This window comes from Amycolatopsis sp. NPDC049253 (assembly GCF_040678995.1).
In the GTDB taxonomy this organism is placed as follows: domain Bacteria; phylum Actinomycetota; class Actinomycetes; order Mycobacteriales; family Pseudonocardiaceae; genus Amycolatopsis.
In genome coordinates this window covers 443,051-458,355 of sequence record NZ_JBFAQX010000001.1, presented here as the reverse complement: position 1 = coordinate 458,355, position 15,305 = coordinate 443,051, and the positions used below count along the sequence as shown (strand labels likewise).

Sequence of the window (15,305 nt, the reverse complement as noted above, 5' to 3'; positions counted from 1 at the left end):
CCAGTGGAAACCCTCCTGGTGGGGCTGTGGTCCGGCCGGTAGGTTCCGGCTCCCGGAGTGGCTCGACCGAGGTGGCGACTGTGCGATTCGACGAGGAAAAGCTGAACCCCGCCAAGGCGGCTGTCGTGGTGGTGGACGTGCAGAACGACTACTGCCATCCCGACGGCGCGTGTGCCCGGCGCGGCGAGGACGTGAGCGCGGCCAAGGAGATGGTCCCCCGGCTTCAGGCGCTGCTGGCCGGTGCTCGGGCGCACGGCGTGCCGGTCGTGTTCGTGCAGACGGCGCACGAGAAGGCGACCGACTCGGCTGCGTTGACCGCGCGGTCCGGCGGCCGTTCGGGCGTGGTGTGCCGGGCGGGGACGTGGGGCGCGGAACCGTTCGAGGTGGCGCCGCTGCCAGGGGAAACCGTCGTGTTGAAGCACCGGTACAGCGGATTCGTGAACACCCGGCTGGATTCGGTGCTGCGCACGCTGAGGGCCGAGACGCTGGTGATGGCCGGCGTCAGCACGAACGTCTGCGTCGAATCGACCGCGCGGCACGGTTACATGCTCGATTACCACATCGCGTTCATGGGCGACTGCTGCGCGGCTTTCACCCAAGCCGAGCACGACGCGGCGCTGGCGAACATCGACAAGTACTTCGGCGCGGTGATGGACGCCGACCAGCTGCTCGGTACCTGGGATTCGATCGCGCCGAGGAGCTGAGGGCGTTCGATCCGGCGGTTCCCGAGCCGGTAATCCCGCTGACCGGAAAAACTCTAGCGAGTGAACCGCGGGCGCCGATCGCTACGCGCCGACACGGAACGGCGTTCGGTCGGTAATCCACCTGGAGCAGTGGTCTGCTCCAATGGTCTGAATTTTCCCCGCACACGCAACGTCCGTCGATACCGTGGTTACTCCACCGCCAGAGCGAGGGAGCTCCATGACCACGGCACGTCACGCGCCGGACATCCTTTCCGCAGAATTCGCCGCCGACCCGTATTCCGCGTACGACATCATGTTGGAAGACGAGCCCATCGTCTGGCATGAAGGTATGCAGAGCTACATCGTCTCCCGCTACGACGACGTCGCCAGAGCGTTTCGAGAGCCGGTGTTCACCACGGACAACTACAGCTGGCAGCTGGAACCCGCGCACGGGCGCACGATCCTGCAGATGAGCGGGCGCGAGCACTCGATCCGCCGGGCGCTGGTGGTGCCGGCGTTCCGCGGCAACGAGCTCGAGCAGAAGTTCCGGCCCGTGATCGAGCGGAACTCCCGTCAGCTCATCGACGGCTTCCGCGGCCGCGGCGAAGCCGACCTGGTGCAGGACTACGCGCGCCACTTCCCGATCAACGTGATCGTGGACATGCTTGGTCTGGACCAGAGTGACGACGAGCGGTTCCAGCGCTGGTACACCGCGATCATCGGGTTCCTCGGCAACCTCAGCCAGGACCCCGACGTGGCCGCGGCCGGCGTGCGCACGCGCGAGGAGCTCGCGGAATACCTCATCCCGATCATCCGCGCCCGCCGCGAAAACCTCGGTGACGACCTGCTTTCCACGCTGTGCTCGGCCGAGGTCGACGGCACGCGGATGAGCGACGAGGACATCAAGGCGTTCTGCAGCCTGCTGCTCGCCGCCGGTGGGGAGACCACCGACAAGGCGATCGCCAGTGTGTTCAAGAACCTGCTGGAAAACCCGGCGCAGCTGGAAGCCGTGCAGGCCGACCACGGGCTGATCCCGAAGGCGTTCGCGGAGACGCTGCGCTACACGCCGCCGGTGCACATGATCATGCGCCAGCCCGCCGAGGACATCGAGATCGCGGGCGAGCGCGTGCCGGCCGGCAGCACCGTGACCTGCCTGATCGGCGCGGCCAACCGCGACCCGCGCCGGTTCGAGAAGCCGAACGAGTTCGACATCTTCCGCACGGACCTCCCGACGGAGACGGCGTTCTCCGCGGCCGCCAACCACCTGTCGTTCGCGCTGGGCCGGCACTTCTGCGTCGGCGCGCTGCTGGCGAAGACGGAGATCGAGGTCGGCGTGGCGCAGTTGCTCGAAGCGATGCCGAACGTGCGGCTCGCCGACAACGCGGACACCCACGAAGCGGGGGTGTTCACGCGCGGGCCGTCGGCGTTGCCGGTGCGGTTCAGCCCCAACTGATCAGCCCCAGCTGGCGGCGTGGCTCGCGACGTAGGTCGGCGTGAAGGTGACGGGCAGCGACTCCAGCCCGCGCATCCACATCGACCGCTGCCACTTGAGCGACTCGTCCGGCACCGCCAGCGACAGGTCGGGCAGCCGGTCGAGCAGCACCTCGACGGTCGTGCGGGCGATGACCTCCGCGACCTCGGGTGCGGGGTGCGGGCAGCCGTGTTCGCCGTGGCCGAACGACATGTGCGCGTGGTTCCCGACGGCGCCGCCGGCGAGGTCGGGACGCACGTGCGGGTCGGCGTTCGCGGCGGCGAGACCGAGCACGAGCAGGTCACCGGTGCGGATGCGGCGGCCGCCGAGCTGCGTGTCGCGCGTGGCGAAGCGACCGATGAAGTTCTGGGTGGGCGTGTCGTGCCAGAGGACCTCGTTGAGGGCCTCGCCGACACTGCCGCGCCCGCCCGAGAGCGTCATCGCGAAGCGGTCGTCGGTGAGCATCAGCCGGATGGTGTTGCCGATCCAGTTCGCCGTCGGCTGCTGCGCGGCGGCCGTGACCACCAGCAGGTCCTGCACGATCTCGGCGTCGGTGAGCCCCGCGGGGTTCTGGGCCATGTGCGAGGGAACGTCGTGGCCGGGCTGCCGGTGCTTGAGCGCCAGCAGCCGGCCCATGGCCTCCTGCACGCGGCCGTACGCCGGGATCGCGTCGGGGCCGACGTCGAGGGAGATCGCGACATCGCGCACCAGCGCCGGGGTCTCGGCCTCGGGCATGCCGTACATCTTCGCGATGGCCAGCAAGGGGATCTGCATCGCGAACTGCGTGATGAGGTCGGCTTCACCGGTGCCGGCGAACGTGTCGATCAGCCGGTCGGCGATCTGCTCGCAGTGCGCGCGCAGGTCGAACTGGTCCACTGAGGACAGTGCGTCGCCGATCGCGCCGGCGCGGCGGCGGTGCTCGAGGGCCTCGGTGAACATCACCGACGGGTTGTGCGCCACGTAGGGCAGCAGCGGCCAGTCGGCCGGCACGTTCTCCCACTGGTTCCAGCGGCGCGTGTCGCGGGCGAACAGCTGGGAGTCGCTGGTGACCTGATGCACCTCGCGGTAGCCGCAGACCAGCCACGCGGGGACGTCGCCGTCGAGCAGCACCGGCGCGACACCGCCGTACTCCTGACGGATCCGGCCGTACAGCGTGGCCGGATCTTCCTGGAACTGCGCGCCGTAGAGCTTGACGAAGTCCTCTGTGGACACTTCAGGCCGGTGTTCGGTCACGGCTGGTTCTCCCGGGCGGTGGACAACGAGTAGAGGTGGTCGACGAGCGAGATCAGCACCTGCTTGGACGAGTCGCGGCGGCGCGCGTCGCAGTCGATCAGAGGCACTTCGGGCGAGAGGTCGAGCGCGTCGCGGACCTGGCCGAGATCGTGGACCGGCGGCTCGAAGTTGTTGCGCGCCACGATGAACGGAGTGCCGTGGTGCTCCAGCCGGTCGATCGCGTACCACGAGTCGGCCAGGCGCCGGGTGTCCACGAGGACCACCGCGCCGAGCGTGCCCGAGAACAGCCGGTCCCACAGGAACCAGAAGCGCTCCTGGCCGGGCGCGCCGAACAAGTACAGCACCATGCGCTCGTCGAGGCTGATGCGGCCGAAGTCGAACGCGACCGTGGTCGTGGTCTTGCCCTGCAGGCCCTTGTCGATGCCGACGCCGGCCTGCGTCATCGTCTCCTCGGTGCTCAGCGGCCGGATCTCGCTGACCGACCGGACCATCGTGGTCTTGCCGACGCCGAAGCCCCCGACGATCACGATCTTCAGCCCGTCGGCGGCGGTGGCGGCCAGCGGGGCGCGAGGGGTGCGTTCAGAGATTGCGGAGTCCAACGAGCACCTTCTTGAGGAATTCGGAGTCGGGGATGGACGCGCGCTGCAGCGCCGAAGAGGGGTGGCGGGCCGAGACCTTGCCGCTGTCGAGCAGATCCGTGACCAGGATCTTCACGACGCTCACCGGCAACGAGAGCTCCGAGGAGAGCTCGACGACCGACGTCGGGTGCAGGGTGATCCGCAGGATCCGCACGTGCTCGGACTGCATCCCGGCCGACGGCGCCGACTCGGCGACGATGATCGTGACGAGGTCGAGCTCGAGGTCTTCCGTGCGGCTGCGCCCGCCGGTGAGCGTGTAGAGGCGGTCGGGGTCCTCTTCCTCGACAGCGCGGCGGATCATGCCGTCGGACCGGCCTGCGCGTAGCGCGGAGCCGCGGTCAGGAACGAGCCGATCTGCTCGACCAGCTCGTCCATGTTGTGGCCGATCAGGCCGACGTCGGCGTCTTCGGCGGCGATCACCGCGAGGTGCGCGCCGATGCCGGCCTCGACGATGAACAGGATGCCGCCGTGGAACTCGGTCATCGAGTTGCGGATGCCGCCGCTGCCGTCACCGAACTCGGCCGACGCGCCGTGCGAGAGCGCTTGCACCCCGGCGGCGATCGCGGCCAGCTGGTCGGCCTTGTCGACGGTGAGACCGGCGGTGTGGCAGAGCTTGAGGCCGTCCTTCGACAGCACCAGCGCGTGGACGGCTCCCGGCGTGTTGCCGACGAGGTTCTCCAGGAGCCATTCGAGGTTCGAGTTCTGGGTCATCGAGGATCCGGGGGCGGGAAACGCGCGCCCCCTCACTCCAATCTGGGGGTTCCGGTGCGGCAGGGGCTCAGTCGTTGTCATCGGCGTCCGCCTGCGACTCGGCCGGACTGGTGGCGACCCTGCGGGTGCGGCTCTGCTGGAAGGCCCCGAACCGGGCGCCGCTGTCGCCGTGGCTGCGGTTGGTCGGCCGCGGGCCGGGGCTCGGTGCCGGCTGGCGCGACGCGGCGAGCGTCTGCCCGCGCGGGCGCTTCGGCAGGCCGCCCGACTCGCTGAGCACGGGTTCCAGGGTGCCGCGGGTGGACTCGCGTTCCTCGGTGCGCACGGCGCTGACCAGCACCTCGCGGCGCGGTTCGGGGTCCGAGAACGGGTCCGTGCGCGGCTGCGTGATCAGGTGGTTGGGGATGCGCAGGACCACGCCCGTGCCGCCGCGCGAGGACGGGCGGAAGAACACGTGCAGCTGGTGCTTGCGGGCGAGCTGGCCGACGACGGCGAGGCCGAGGCGCGTGCCGGAGATCGTGGTGAGGTCGAGCTTTTCGTTCTGCGCCACGGCGATCTCGGCTCGCATGAGCGCCTGCGGCTTCATGCCGAGGCCGCCGTCTTCGATGGTGATCACGGCGCCGTTGTGCAGGTCCTCGACGTAGACGTGGACCTCTTCGGAGGGCGCGGAGAACTTGGTGGCGTTGTCCATCAGCTCGGCCAGCGCGTGCATCACGTCTTCGGCGGCGTACCCGGCGATGGCGCTGCCGCTGGTCGAGTGGATGCGGACCCGCGTGTACGCGCCGATGCGGCCCATGGCGCCGCGCAGGATGCTCTCCATGCGGATCGGCTTCGCCCAGCGGCGGCCCGAGCGCGCGCCCGTGAGCACCGCGATGGAGTCGGCGAGGCGGCCGGCCTGGGCGGTGCTGTGGTCGACCTTGAGCACTTCGCCGAGCATGTCCTCGGGGCAGTGGTTCTCCATCTCGCGCAGGTCGGCGAGGATGCTGGTGGACAGCGCCTGCACGCGGCCGGCGGCGTTCGCGCACGCGGCCGTGGCGGCGGCGCGGCGGCGTTCGCCCTGGGCGACCTCGTCGATGAACAGGCGCATGATCCGGTTCTGGAACGGGTCTTCCGGCAGCTGCGTGGAGTTGTAGACGTCGGCAGCGCTCGTGCCGTCACGCAGGCGGTTGACCACGGCCGGCAGGATCTGGTCGACCATCATGGAGAGCTCGAGGTTCACGGCCACCATCTGCCGCGCCTCGACTTCCGCCCGGTGCTCGGCGTGGCGAGCGCGCTCCTCGGCCTCCGTGAGCGCCGACGACCCGCGTGTGGCGAGGTAGACGGCGATGACGAGGGCGACCCAGGTGACGGCCGCGACGACCGCGACGAGCACCCGGTTCTGCTCGGGCACCTCCAACGTCACCCACGCCCACAGCGCACCGGCGACGACCGCCGTCACCGGGACCGCGACCGCGGCCGGGACGGCGCGCCCGCGCTGCTGCGCGTGGCGGGCGGGCAGTTGTTCCGACATGGCTTCAAGTCCTCGCGTCCGGTTGGTGGCAGGCCGTGCGCCGGGTTGGTGGTCTCGCTTGTTGTTCTGGCTCGTTGTTCGGGCTCTTCGCTGGCTCGCGGCTTTCGGCAAAAGCGCGGTTTTCGCTTCCCGCCGATGGTGCTGCCGCACCCCATGCCTGGATGACGGGACCCGGATATTAGCGCCATCACATCCAGGCTGCGAGCACCAGTGCCCTGGCGGGGTGCTAATAGGGCCTTGCGGCAGGGGTTTGACGAGGGATTTCCGGCCGGTCGCCACTCTTCGCGTTTCCTGATGTGACGCTGCGTGTGATCAAGGGGCGCCGCGGGACCTTTCGCGCGGCCTGGGCGTTGCGCGCGGCAATTCCCCCGAACAGAGCAGCACGTTCACCGGCTCAGCCCCAGGGGCCCCGCAGCGGGGTGACCGATTGTTTGGCGCGGTCACTCGACAGGGAGGGGAATTGTTCTGATTTGGCGGTCGCGATTATGAATTCTGTTCGGTGAGTGGGGAAATGCGTCCCGCGGGGTCTCAGCGGGCGGCGAGTGCCGGTTCTTCGAGGCGGACCGAGGCCGGTTGCGTGACGACCAGCAGCCAGGTGAGGAAGCCGAGGGCGAGCAGGAGGTAGGAGTCGCCGACGACGTGTTGCCCAGGCGTCCATGCGAGTTCGCGCAGGTCGCTGTTCGGCAGGAACGCGTGGGGTGCGGCGATGAACACGAGCGCGCCGGCGGCGAGGGCCGCGCCTTGGCGAGTGGTACGGACGCGGGCGGCCAGGATGACCAGCGCCGGGGCGACCCAGACCCAGTGGTGCGACCAGGAAATCGGCGAAAGGACGAGAACGGCCGTCGCATTCACCACGAAGGCGAGCGGCGGGTCCACCCGGCGCATCACGACCACGGCGGCCGCGATGACGAAGGCGGAGAGGCCCAGCCACAGCACGTCGTACGCCAGCGGCGGCAGGTTGAGGCGGTGGAGAGCGCCTTCGATGGTCTGGTTGGTGGCGTAGGGCGAGCCGCTGAGGCCGGCCGCGCCGATGAGGCCGCCGCCGAAGAAGTACTTCGCGGAGGCGGCCGGGGCGACCAGGAAACCGAGACCGGTGGCGGCGGCGCCGGCGATCAGGGCGTTGCGGGCGGAGCGGAAGTCCTTGGTGAGCAAGAAGAACAGGAGGAAGCCCGCGGGCGTGACCTTGATGGCGGCCGCGATGCCGACGCCGATGCCGCGCGGCCAGCGCGGGTGGGGCATGAGGATGTCGACGGCGACGAGGGCCATGAGGACGAGGTTGATCTGTCCGAAGGAGAGCGTGGAGCGGACGGGTTCGAAGGCCAGCGCGACGACGGTGAGCGCGGTGGCGGGGAGCGCGGCCTGCCAGGTCGGCTTCAGGCGGCGGACGGTCGCGTAGAGGGTGCCCCAGAGCGCGGCGACGGAGACGAGGTCCATCAGCACGGCCGAGACGGCGAGCGGCGGGACCGTCATGACCGTGAAGACGACGGCCGCGAACGGTGGGTAGATGAAGGGCAGGGGGAAACCGGAGGTGGTGGCGGGGAGCTGTCCGTAGAGGTCGCCGCGGTGGAGGACCGCGTCGGCTCCGAAACGGTAGACCTGCAGGTCGACGGCGCCGAAGCTGCCGACGATGGCGAGCACTCCCCCGACGATCACCGTCGCGGCGGCCGCGATGAGCAGTTTTCGCTTCGTGGATTGGTCTTGCAGCATGTCCCCAGTCACCTCGTGCTCCGGTGTGCTTGATCCGGAGTCCGAGCCTGCTGGGAACGACGTTTTTGTTGATCATCTGAACGGCCGGGGCGGGTTGGCCGTTCGGCTTGGGTTGTGGCGCGAGGTTCGGCCGAATGGCCGAGGTGCGGTCAGCCGCGGCGGCGGGGTTTGCCGCGTTTGGGGGGATGCTGGGGTTTCTTGGTTTTGGCTTGGGTTTTCGGTTGGGCCTTGGCTTTCGGCTTCGGTTCCGGTGCCTTGCCGCGGGTGCTGTTGACGGTGCGGCCGCGGACGATGCCGATGAACTGCTCCATCAGGTCCGTCGTCTCGTCCTCGAGCCAGGACAGCGCGACCTGGGATTCCGGGACGTCGGCGAGGGGCCGGTAGGTGAGGTCGCGGCGATGGTGCAGCCGGGCGAGCGACTGGGGCACCACGAGCAGCCCGACGCCGGCGGCGACGAGCTCGATCGCGTCGGCGGTGGTGTCCGGCCGGTGCTCGGCGAGCTTGCCGGGTGGGTGGGGCCAGTCGAGGGTGTCGTCGTGGGGGTGGAGGAAGAGCTCGTCGGCGAGGTCTTGGAGCGTGACCTCGTCGGCGGCCGCGACGACGTGGTCCTTCGGCACGACGACCACCGTGGTCTCGACGTAGAGCGGGATCGCGTGCAGCCCGGTGCGGTCGATCGGCAGGCGCAGGAGTGCGGCGTCGACTTCGCGGTCGTGGATCTTCTGGGTCGCTTCGTGGGGGTTGACCGTGTTGAGGACCAGCGGAACCTTCGGCAGGCGCTCCTGCCAGGTGCGGACCCACTTACCGGGCGTCACGCCCGGGACGTAGCCGAGCGTGAACGAGGGCGGTGCGTCCGGGCCGGTCACGCAGGCCAGGTTACCGACGGTGGTTACCCTGGGCCCCATGACCTCGCGCAAGACCCCTCAGACGATGAAGCCCGCCACCGCCGCGAAGAAGCTCGGCGTGTACCTGGAGGCGACCCCTTCGTCGTTCCAGGAGGGCGCCGTGTCGCGCGACGAGCTCAACGCCCTGCAGACCGACCCGCCCGAATGGCTCCGCGACCTGCGGCGCAACGGCCCCCACCCGCGCCCGGTGGTGGCGGCGAAGCTGGGGATCTCCATCGGCGGCCTGTCGCGGGCGGGGCTCACCGAACCACTGACGACGGCGCAGATCGAGGAGATCAAGACCGCGGGGCCGGAGTGGCTGGAGCGGGAGCGGGCCACGCAGGCCGAGGTGCGCCGGGAGGCGGCGAGGGTGAAGGGATCGGAAGGCTGAGTCTTCGGCCTCCGCGGGCTTCTGCCGTTTGATTTTCTTGGTGAACGCGCAGGTCAGAGGTCTGTTCTCGCATATTCCTTGACAGGAATATTCCTGTTGGGGAATACTTCGCTTCATGAACGAGATCGCAGCGGCGTTGGGTGACGGGGCGCGGTGGCGCATCGTCGAGTTGCTGGCGGGGCGGCCGAGGTCCGTGGGGGAGCTCGCGGAGCTCACGGGGCTGCGTCAGCCGCAGACGACGAAGCACCTGCAGGCGCTCGCGAAGGTCGGGGTGGTGTCCGTGACGCCACTCGGGCAGAGGCGGGTGTACGCGATCGACGCCGTGCCGTTGAGGGCGTTCGCGGATCGGCTGGAGATCATCCTCGGCAAGGTCGAGGCGCACGCCGGTGAGCGGGACGTGCTCGAGCGGTACCGGGCGGCCGTCGAGACCGAGACGGCGGCCGCGGATCGGGAGCAGTGGGCGGACGGGCGGGAGTTCTCGTTCGAGCGCCTGGTGCCCGCGCCGCCGGACGTGGTGTGGCGGTACTGGGTCGAGCCGGAGAAGCTGGCCGGCTGGTGGGCGCCGTCGTCGTTCTCGGTGGTGGAGGTCGTGCTCGACCCGGTGCCGTGTGGCGCGGCAGTGGTCGAGTTCCGCGACGCCGAGGCCAGCTACCGGTCCGAGGGCCACGTGCAGGCGGCGACCGAGAACGAGCGGCTCGTGTTCGACCTGGCCGTGCTGGGCGAAGCGTCGTTCACGACCGAGTACGACCTGGAGCTCGACGAAGTCGCCGAAGGCACCCACCTGCGGCTCGGGCTGCGCATCACCGACACGACCGTCGAGGCGGCGCCGCACATCGCCGGCATCGCGACCGGCTGGGGCCAGGTCCTCGACAACCTCATGGACACCATCAAGACCGACTCTCAGGGAGCAGAGAAATGACCCGCACGGTTTGCGCCAACATCAGCATCACCCTCGACGGCCGCTACAACGGCCCCGGCGGCCCCGGCGATCTCGCCGCGATCGTCCCGTACGCCACGACGGAGGTCGCCCGCAACCACCTCGCCCGCCTGCACGACGGCGCCACCACGGCCGTCCTCGGCCGCCTCAATGCCGAAGGCTTCCTGGGCTTCTGGCCGACCGTCATCGACAACGAGGACGCCGACCCCCGCGACCGAAGCTACGCGAAGTGGCTGGTGGACACGGAGAAGGTCGTCCTGTCGACCACGCTCACCGAGGCGCCGTGGCCCCACGCCCGGATCGCCAACGCCCCCGCGGTCGACGTCATCACCGAACTGAAGACCAGAGGCGAGGGCGACATCCTGGTCAACAACAGCACCACCGTGATCAAGGCACTCCTCAAAGCCGACCTCCTGGACCGCCTCTACCTCATGATCACCCCCGAAATCGCGGGCGGCGGCGAACGCCTCTTCGACGACGGCCTGCCCGCCACGAAGTGGACACTGTCCCTGCACGAAGCCGGCGACCTCGGCGAGACGGCCATGGTCTACGACCGGGCCCGGTGAGGCCCTGTCCATTGTGGAATCCCCGGCCCCGCCGACGAGGTGACGAGGATCAAGGCCCACCCTGCTGATGAGACGGCGGGCGCCCGCTAAACTGAGCCCGCGGGCCGCTAGCTCAGTTGGTAGAGCAGGAGACTTTTAATCTTCGGGTCCAGGGTTCGAGCCCCTGGCGGCCCACCACTTTCCGCAGGTCAACCAGCTGATTCCCCTACGTTGAACGCGGACTGACCTGATCTGGTCGTGTGGCGTCGTGTCACCCTCGCGATGCGGCTTTACGTCGACAAAGCTGCTCGAGGACACTACCGGGCTCGCCGCCGCCCCTTGGAACAGAACCTGTCCGGAGCTACGTCGCATCGGATGCCTCCGGGCTGAAGGTCAGCTGCGGGGCGGCCACGGTGTGAACGCGGACGTGACCCCAGTCGCCGGTGATGTCGTAGTAGCCGTCGCGGTATTCGAGGCTGTCGATGTTGCCGAGGTCCTCTTCGCCCGCAGCATCACGGTAGGTCCGGCCCGAGCGGGTGATCCAGTCGATCCTCGCCGCGCCGCCGATCGTCAGCACAGCGTCGGCGTAGCAGTACTGCTCGTCAGGCGGCGGCGCGTGGTAGCGGGCGTGCCCTGGGTCAGCACGAGGTCGAGGGTGAACGCCACGGCGTCCGGGCGTTCGTTGATCGCCAGGACGTAGCTGTCCTCCAGGTACACCTGGGCGAGGTTGGCGAAGTCGATGTAGTTCTTCATGCTCACTGATCCCACGTGATCGGTGTGTGGTTGCCGGGGCTCTTCCTCGTGACAGGGTTCCCTGACGGGTCGGTGCGGACGCCGTCCGCGTTGCGCAGCTCGACGTGCAGGTTTCGCTGCCAGGTGTTCGTGTGCTTCCCTGTTTGAGTGTCATGCGGACGATGCCGTTGTCGTCGACGTACTTTTCCGGGCCGGTCGATGTCTGCTCCTTCGTCCAGCCCTGGGCATCCGCGTAGCGCTGCAGGTCGGACACCTTCGGCGGACTGCCTCCGTCGAAGTATTCCGACAAGGTCGCCTTCACCGCCGGAGCCCCTCCGGGCCGTTCCCCGGGCGTGTCCGGTTTCTCGCCTGCGCGGGCACCCCTGAGCGCTTTGCCTGCCACGCCGCCGATGAACACGCCGCCGAGGATCTGGCCCGCGGCCCGGCCAGGGTGATCGGCCCAGTCGTGCCAGTCGACGAGCTGCTAGGTGACAGTCGCGCCGTTCTCCGACCCGGGCGAACCCACCCGACAGGCTGCCCGAGACGTTCTCAATCGCGCACGGCAACAGCTGACCGAGGTGGGCGACCGGGCAGTCGCGACAATCTCTGACGAGGCCGGTGGAGCACCTACGGCATCAGACTGGCTCGACGACGTGGGTGGATTCTTAGCCGACTTCGGCGAGGGAGCCTGGAATGCGGCCAAGGGCTTGGGCGAGGGAGCATGGAACCTGGTTCTCGCGGTGGGTGATCCAGGCAACCCCGACCACGAGGGAATCACCGACATCGCCTCGGCGGCCTGGCACAACGTCACCCATCCCGTCGACTTCGGCAAGCCTGCAGGTGAACCACTGGATCCGTGACGGCGGCGAGTTCGACGCGGCGACCGGCTGCCGAACCGGTCTCCGGCGATGGCGTCCACCCGAACGACGCGGGCCGCCTTGCGATCGCCGAGTTCTTCGACCTAAGCCTGTTCCGGGATAGGTCATCCACCGTTACGGCCGCCACGATCGCCTCCGGCCGGACAGGTCAAGCCCGCCTCCGAGGTTGGCCGAGTTCGTCGGCCAGTAGGTTGTCCACCGCCCGGCACCGAATTCACACGATTTCCAACAGCGATCCAACAATAATTCGGAAGTTTTACACACTGCCGTTGATAGGAGGCTCTGGGTATGGATTCAGCAGACACAGTGGACGCCGATGCCGACCGGGTGACGGATCTCGCGAACGTTCTCGACGAAGTGGGACGGCTCATCGACTCCCTGCGGGAACAGCAGTGGTCGGCACGCACACCCTGCGACGACTGGGACGTGCGGGCCCTGGTCGATCACCTGCTCGATCTCCAGCGGACCTTCCAGTCCAACCTCACCGGGCAGACCGTTCCACCGATATCCGACTACCGGTCGAGCGTGGCGGCGCTGATCGCGGCCTTCCAGGCGGATGGTGCTCTGCAACGCACTGTGCCGGACCGGCTTGGCGACATTTCGGGTCTGACATCGCTGAACATCCTGATCACCGAACACCTCGCGCACGGCTGGGACCTGGCCCGAGCGATCGGCGTCACGCCGTCGTTCGACGAGACCGTGACGAACCGGGCGATCGAGTTCGCCCGAGCACTGGGACCGACACTCCCGCCGCAGCTGCGCCGGTTCAAGGATTCACGACCGGTAGCGGACGACGCCCCTGCGATCGACCGTCTGGCGGCTCTCCTCGGCCGAACGGTCACCACCTGATCCGCCGGACAAGGCGGTGGTATTGGCGATGGACGAGAAGTCGCGGATGTAGGGGCTGGACCGGAGCGCGCCGATGCTGCCCGGGGTTTCCGAACGTCGTACCCACGACTGTGTCCGCTACGGCACCACGAGCCTGTTCGCCGCGCTGGACATCGCCACGGGCCAGGTGATCGGCCAACATCAGCGATGCCACCGACACCAGGAGTTCCGGCGTTTTCCGAAAACGATCGACAAGAACACGCCGGCGGAGCTGGATCTGCATCTCGTCTGCGACAGCTGTGAGAATGATCGAGTGCCGCCCCGGGTATGGTTTGCCCCGTGTGACAACCGGCCGCGGTGCCTTGCTGTAGATATGGCGACCATGATCCAGGGCGGCGCTTGCTGCCTCTGAACCGGCGGGGCGTGTCCCGATAGGGGCCTTGTCGCGAACAGGGCATCATCGCAGTTCTGACCGCCTCCACCGGCCCGGCGACGGCGAGCCGGGTTGGAATGCACTGGCTCTTATCGCGCCGCGCCGGCTCGGCACTTGGCGGCTGAGGGCGTGCAGGTGATTGAACTCAACCAGCCGGACAAAGCCACTCGCCGCCGACGCGGTTGACGCGGAAACAGCGCCCGCGCGGTACTGTCCGGGCGAGCCACGCCGCGAACGCGAAGCACAGTCATCGAGGGCCGTGGCCCACGATCAAGGCATACAGTCGCGCGATCTGCGCGCTCGTCAGCTTCGGTGGCCGACCCGGAAAGGGCTTGGCCCGCAACGCGTCCGGCCCGCCCTCGCGGTACTTCGCCAACCAGCTGGGTAGCGCCGAGATTTCGCGGTGTTACTTGTCGCGATCCGTGGAGACAGGAGGAGGTCGTTTCGCGTGGTCGTAGGCTTCCTGCGACGCTGACACCTCGCCGAGGTGCACGATCGCCCATTCCTGTAGTGCGCGCAGTGGCTCGCGCAGCGTGCGGCCCGCCTCGGTGAGCGCGTACTCGACGCGGACCGGAACCTCCGGGTGGACGGTGCGGCGCACGAGCCCGTCCCGTTCGAGCCCGCGGAGAGTCTGGGTGAGCATCTTCTGCGAGATGCCCTCAATGCGTCGGAGCAACTCTGAGAAGCGAGCGTCACCGTCCCAGAGGGCGCCCACGATGAGCACCGTCCAACGGTCACCGATGCGGTCCAGGATGTGGCGAGTCGGGCAGTCCGCGCGGTACGGGCTGCCGTGGAGCACCGATGCGGCCGGGTGGGTTACCACAAAGTGCCTTCTTCCCGTTGGAGAGTTGCGCTCATACGGTAACCGCAGCGCGTCGTACGACGCCACTCGTCTCGCAGAAAGGCACCTCGTGTCTCGCATTACCGTCATCGGCGGCACTGGCTACGCCGGTTCGGCCATCGTCACGGAGGCCGCTGCCCGGGGTCACCGGGTCACTGCGCTGAGCCGTTCTCTCCCCGGCACGCCAATCCCGAACGTGAGCTATGTCCAAAGTGACGCCACGAACGCAGCAACGCTTTCTGCAGCCATTGAGGGCGCGGACATCGTCGTGGGCGCACTCGCCCCACGTGGCCCACTGGCCCACATCTTCCGCGAGGTCTACCGCACCATCGCGTGTCTGGCCGACACCGAAGGCGTTCCCCTGTACGTCGTCGGCGGCGCCTCGTCACTGCGCCCCGCACCCGGGGCGGATCGCTTCGTCGCTGACCTCAGCCGTATCCCCGCCGAGCTTCACAACGAGATCCGCGCCGGGGCGGCGCTCATCCTCGAGGACTTTCCGGCCACACCCACGACACTCGACTGGGTCTTTGTCAGCCCTGCGCTCAGGTTCGGCGCACGGATGCCCGGCGAACGACTCGGCCGTTACCGGCTCGGCGACGACGTCGCGGTCCAGTCCGACGGCGGCGCGATCTCCGCCGCGGACTACGCCCTCGGCTTCGTCGACCTGATCGAGAAAGGCGACCACCACAGGGCACACGTCAACCTCGGTCACTGAGGTGATCCAGCGAGATTCAGTGCGCTGTCGGGCGCTCGAAGCGTGTGATTACGGGGGCACCGCGGGCAATCTGAATGAACCTTCTGGGGATTGATCGTGACGTGTTCGAGCGCTCAACCACAGCCCTCTCTGCCCCGCCTGACCGACTGACGCCTGAGCGTAAGGAAGGCATGC

At 68.6% G+C, this 15,305-nt stretch carries 20 protein-coding genes and 1 tRNA gene; 10 read left to right on the top strand and 11 right to left on the bottom strand.

The window, feature by feature from the left end; translation table 11 throughout:
* Window positions 1–80 precede the first annotated feature (80 nt).
* A complete protein-coding gene (locus tag AB0K15_RS02340) occupies window positions 81–704 on the top strand; it encodes an isochorismatase family cysteine hydrolase (protein WP_364044566.1) in 624 nt (207 codons plus the stop codon).
* A gap of 217 nt (window positions 705–921) precedes the next feature.
* Complete coding sequence (locus AB0K15_RS02335; protein WP_364044563.1) at window positions 922–2,136, top strand: cytochrome P450; 1,215 nt, start codon at window positions 922–924, stop codon at window positions 2,134–2,136.
* Here AB0K15_RS02335 and AB0K15_RS02330 read toward each other — a convergent pair whose 3' ends face one another.
* The 7 genes from AB0K15_RS02330 to AB0K15_RS02300 form a co-directional block, all read right to left on the bottom strand.
* Window positions 2,137–3,387 (bottom strand): cytochrome P450, encoded by a 1,251-nt coding sequence (locus AB0K15_RS02330; RefSeq protein WP_364044560.1) that lies wholly within the window; start codon window positions 3,385–3,387, stop codon window positions 2,137–2,139.
* Complete coding sequence (locus tag AB0K15_RS02325) at window positions 3,384–3,914, bottom strand: ATP/GTP-binding protein (protein ID WP_364045353.1); 531 nt, start codon at window positions 3,912–3,914, stop codon at window positions 3,384–3,386. Before AB0K15_RS02325 ends, AB0K15_RS02330 begins: the two co-directional genes overlap by 4 nt.
* A 52-nt stretch (window positions 3,915–3,966) precedes the next feature.
* A complete protein-coding gene (locus AB0K15_RS02320) occupies window positions 3,967–4,326 on the bottom strand; it encodes a DUF742 domain-containing protein (protein ID WP_285970923.1) in 360 nt (119 codons plus the stop codon).
* Window positions 4,323–4,736: a roadblock/LC7 domain-containing protein gene (locus AB0K15_RS02315; protein ID WP_364044556.1), complete on the bottom strand. Its 414-nt coding sequence runs from the start codon at window positions 4,734–4,736 to the stop codon at window positions 4,323–4,325. The genes AB0K15_RS02320 and AB0K15_RS02315 overlap by 4 nt, the downstream gene beginning before the upstream one ends.
* A gap of 67 nt (window positions 4,737–4,803) precedes the next feature.
* The gene (locus AB0K15_RS02310; RefSeq protein ID WP_364044553.1) at window positions 4,804–6,243 is read right to left on the bottom strand and encodes an ATP-binding protein; all 1,440 of its coding nucleotides are present in this window, start codon (window positions 6,241–6,243) and stop codon (window positions 4,804–4,806) included.
* A 528-nt stretch (window positions 6,244–6,771) separates the two neighbouring features.
* On the bottom strand, window positions 6,772–7,950 hold the full coding sequence (locus tag AB0K15_RS02305; RefSeq protein WP_364044550.1) for a glycosyltransferase 87 family protein: 1,179 nt from the start codon (window positions 7,948–7,950) through the stop codon (window positions 6,772–6,774).
* Between the two features lie 149 nt (window positions 7,951–8,099).
* Complete coding sequence (locus tag AB0K15_RS02300) at window positions 8,100–8,813, bottom strand: LysR family substrate-binding domain-containing protein (protein ID WP_364044547.1); 714 nt, start codon at window positions 8,811–8,813, stop codon at window positions 8,100–8,102.
* 37 nt (window positions 8,814–8,850) lie between these two features.
* Between AB0K15_RS02300 and AB0K15_RS02295 the strand changes: the two genes are divergently transcribed.
* From AB0K15_RS02295 to AB0K15_RS02280, 4 genes are all read left to right on the top strand, one after another.
* Window positions 8,851–9,222 carry a DUF5997 family protein gene (locus AB0K15_RS02295; RefSeq protein WP_364044544.1) on the top strand — a complete coding sequence of 124 codons (372 nt, stop codon included), beginning with the start codon at window positions 8,851–8,853 and terminating at the stop codon, window positions 9,220–9,222.
* A gap of 115 nt (window positions 9,223–9,337) precedes the next feature.
* The gene (locus AB0K15_RS02290; protein ID WP_364044541.1) at window positions 9,338–10,141 is read left to right on the top strand and encodes a metalloregulator ArsR/SmtB family transcription factor; all 804 of its coding nucleotides are present in this window, start codon (window positions 9,338–9,340) and stop codon (window positions 10,139–10,141) included.
* On the top strand, window positions 10,138–10,725 hold the full coding sequence (locus tag AB0K15_RS02285) for a dihydrofolate reductase family protein (protein WP_364044538.1): 588 nt from the start codon (window positions 10,138–10,140) through the stop codon (window positions 10,723–10,725). Before AB0K15_RS02290 ends, AB0K15_RS02285 begins: the two co-directional genes overlap by 4 nt.
* A 101-nt stretch (window positions 10,726–10,826) precedes the next feature.
* A tRNA-Lys gene (locus AB0K15_RS02280) sits at window positions 10,827–10,902 on the top strand.
* A gap of 163 nt (window positions 10,903–11,065) precedes the next feature.
* Here the strand turns inward: AB0K15_RS02280 and AB0K15_RS02275 are convergent.
* Both AB0K15_RS02275 and AB0K15_RS02270 read right to left on the bottom strand, forming a co-directional pair.
* Window positions 11,066–11,281 (bottom strand): hypothetical protein, encoded by a 216-nt coding sequence (locus AB0K15_RS02275; RefSeq protein ID WP_364044535.1) that lies wholly within the window; start codon window positions 11,279–11,281, stop codon window positions 11,066–11,068.
* Window positions 11,275–11,457 carry a hypothetical protein gene (locus AB0K15_RS02270; RefSeq protein ID WP_364044532.1) on the bottom strand — a complete coding sequence of 61 codons (183 nt, stop codon included), beginning with the start codon at window positions 11,455–11,457 and terminating at the stop codon, window positions 11,275–11,277. The genes AB0K15_RS02275 and AB0K15_RS02270 overlap by 7 nt, the downstream gene beginning before the upstream one ends.
* Window positions 11,458–11,924: 467 nt before the next feature.
* On the opposite strand from AB0K15_RS02270, the gene AB0K15_RS02265 reads away from it, so the two are divergent.
* The 3 genes from AB0K15_RS02265 to AB0K15_RS02255 all read left to right on the top strand — a co-directional run bounded on the left by AB0K15_RS02265 (window position 11,925) and on the right by AB0K15_RS02255 (window position 13,554).
* The gene (locus AB0K15_RS02265; protein WP_364044529.1) at window positions 11,925–12,296 is read left to right on the top strand and encodes a hypothetical protein; all 372 of its coding nucleotides are present in this window, start codon (window positions 11,925–11,927) and stop codon (window positions 12,294–12,296) included.
* Window positions 12,297–12,620: 324 nt separating this feature from the next.
* A complete protein-coding gene (locus tag AB0K15_RS02260) occupies window positions 12,621–13,163 on the top strand; it encodes a TIGR03086 family metal-binding protein (RefSeq protein ID WP_364044526.1) in 543 nt (180 codons plus the stop codon).
* Window positions 13,164–13,236: 73 nt separating this feature from the next.
* A complete protein-coding gene (locus tag AB0K15_RS02255) occupies window positions 13,237–13,554 on the top strand; it encodes a hypothetical protein (protein ID WP_364044523.1) in 318 nt (105 codons plus the stop codon).
* Between the two features lie 268 nt (window positions 13,555–13,822).
* On the opposite strand, the gene AB0K15_RS02250 is transcribed toward AB0K15_RS02255, so the two are convergent.
* Window positions 13,823–13,951 (bottom strand): hypothetical protein, encoded by a 129-nt coding sequence (locus AB0K15_RS02250; RefSeq protein ID WP_364044520.1) that lies wholly within the window; start codon window positions 13,949–13,951, stop codon window positions 13,823–13,825.
* Window positions 13,952–13,981: 30 nt separating this feature from the next.
* Entirely contained in the window at window positions 13,982–14,374 is a 393-nt protein-coding gene (locus tag AB0K15_RS02245; protein ID WP_364045351.1) for a helix-turn-helix domain-containing protein, read from the bottom strand.
* Between the two features lie 112 nt (window positions 14,375–14,486).
* Here AB0K15_RS02245 and AB0K15_RS02240 point away from each other — a divergent pair, with 112 nt between their 5' ends.
* Window positions 14,487–15,131: an NAD(P)H-binding protein gene (locus tag AB0K15_RS02240; RefSeq protein WP_364044517.1), complete on the top strand. Its 645-nt coding sequence runs from the start codon at window positions 14,487–14,489 to the stop codon at window positions 15,129–15,131.
* The last annotated feature ends 174 nt before the right edge of the window (window positions 15,132–15,305 follow it).

Excerpts from the sequence above, each read along its gene's own strand:
- AB0K15_RS02315 (WP_364044556.1), bottom strand. The coding sequence starts at position 4,736 with ATGACCCAGAACTCGAACCTCGAATGGCTCCTGGAGAACCTCGTCGGC.
- AB0K15_RS02295 (WP_364044544.1), top strand. The coding sequence starts at position 8,851 with ATGACCTCGCGCAAGACCCCTCAGACGATGAAGCCCGCCACCGCCGCG.
- AB0K15_RS02320 (WP_285970923.1), bottom strand. The coding sequence starts at position 4,326 with ATGATCCGCCGCGCTGTCGAGGAAGAGGACCCCGACCGCCTCTACACG.
- AB0K15_RS02270 (WP_364044532.1), bottom strand. The coding sequence starts at position 11,457 with ATGAAGAACTACATCGACTTCGCCAACCTCGCCCAGGTGTACCTGGAG.
- AB0K15_RS02305 (WP_364044550.1), bottom strand. The coding sequence starts at position 7,950 with ATGCTGCAAGACCAATCCACGAAGCGAAAACTGCTCATCGCGGCCGCC.
- AB0K15_RS02310 (WP_364044553.1), bottom strand. The coding sequence starts at position 6,243 with ATGTCGGAACAACTGCCCGCCCGCCACGCGCAGCAGCGCGGGCGCGCC.
- AB0K15_RS02255 (WP_364044523.1), top strand. The coding sequence starts at position 13,237 with ATGCTGCCCGGGGTTTCCGAACGTCGTACCCACGACTGTGTCCGCTAC.
- AB0K15_RS02335 (WP_364044563.1), top strand. The coding sequence starts at position 922 with ATGACCACGGCACGTCACGCGCCGGACATCCTTTCCGCAGAATTCGCC.
- AB0K15_RS02285 (WP_364044538.1), top strand. The coding sequence starts at position 10,138 with ATGACCCGCACGGTTTGCGCCAACATCAGCATCACCCTCGACGGCCGC.
- AB0K15_RS02290 (WP_364044541.1), top strand. The coding sequence starts at position 9,338 with ATGAACGAGATCGCAGCGGCGTTGGGTGACGGGGCGCGGTGGCGCATC.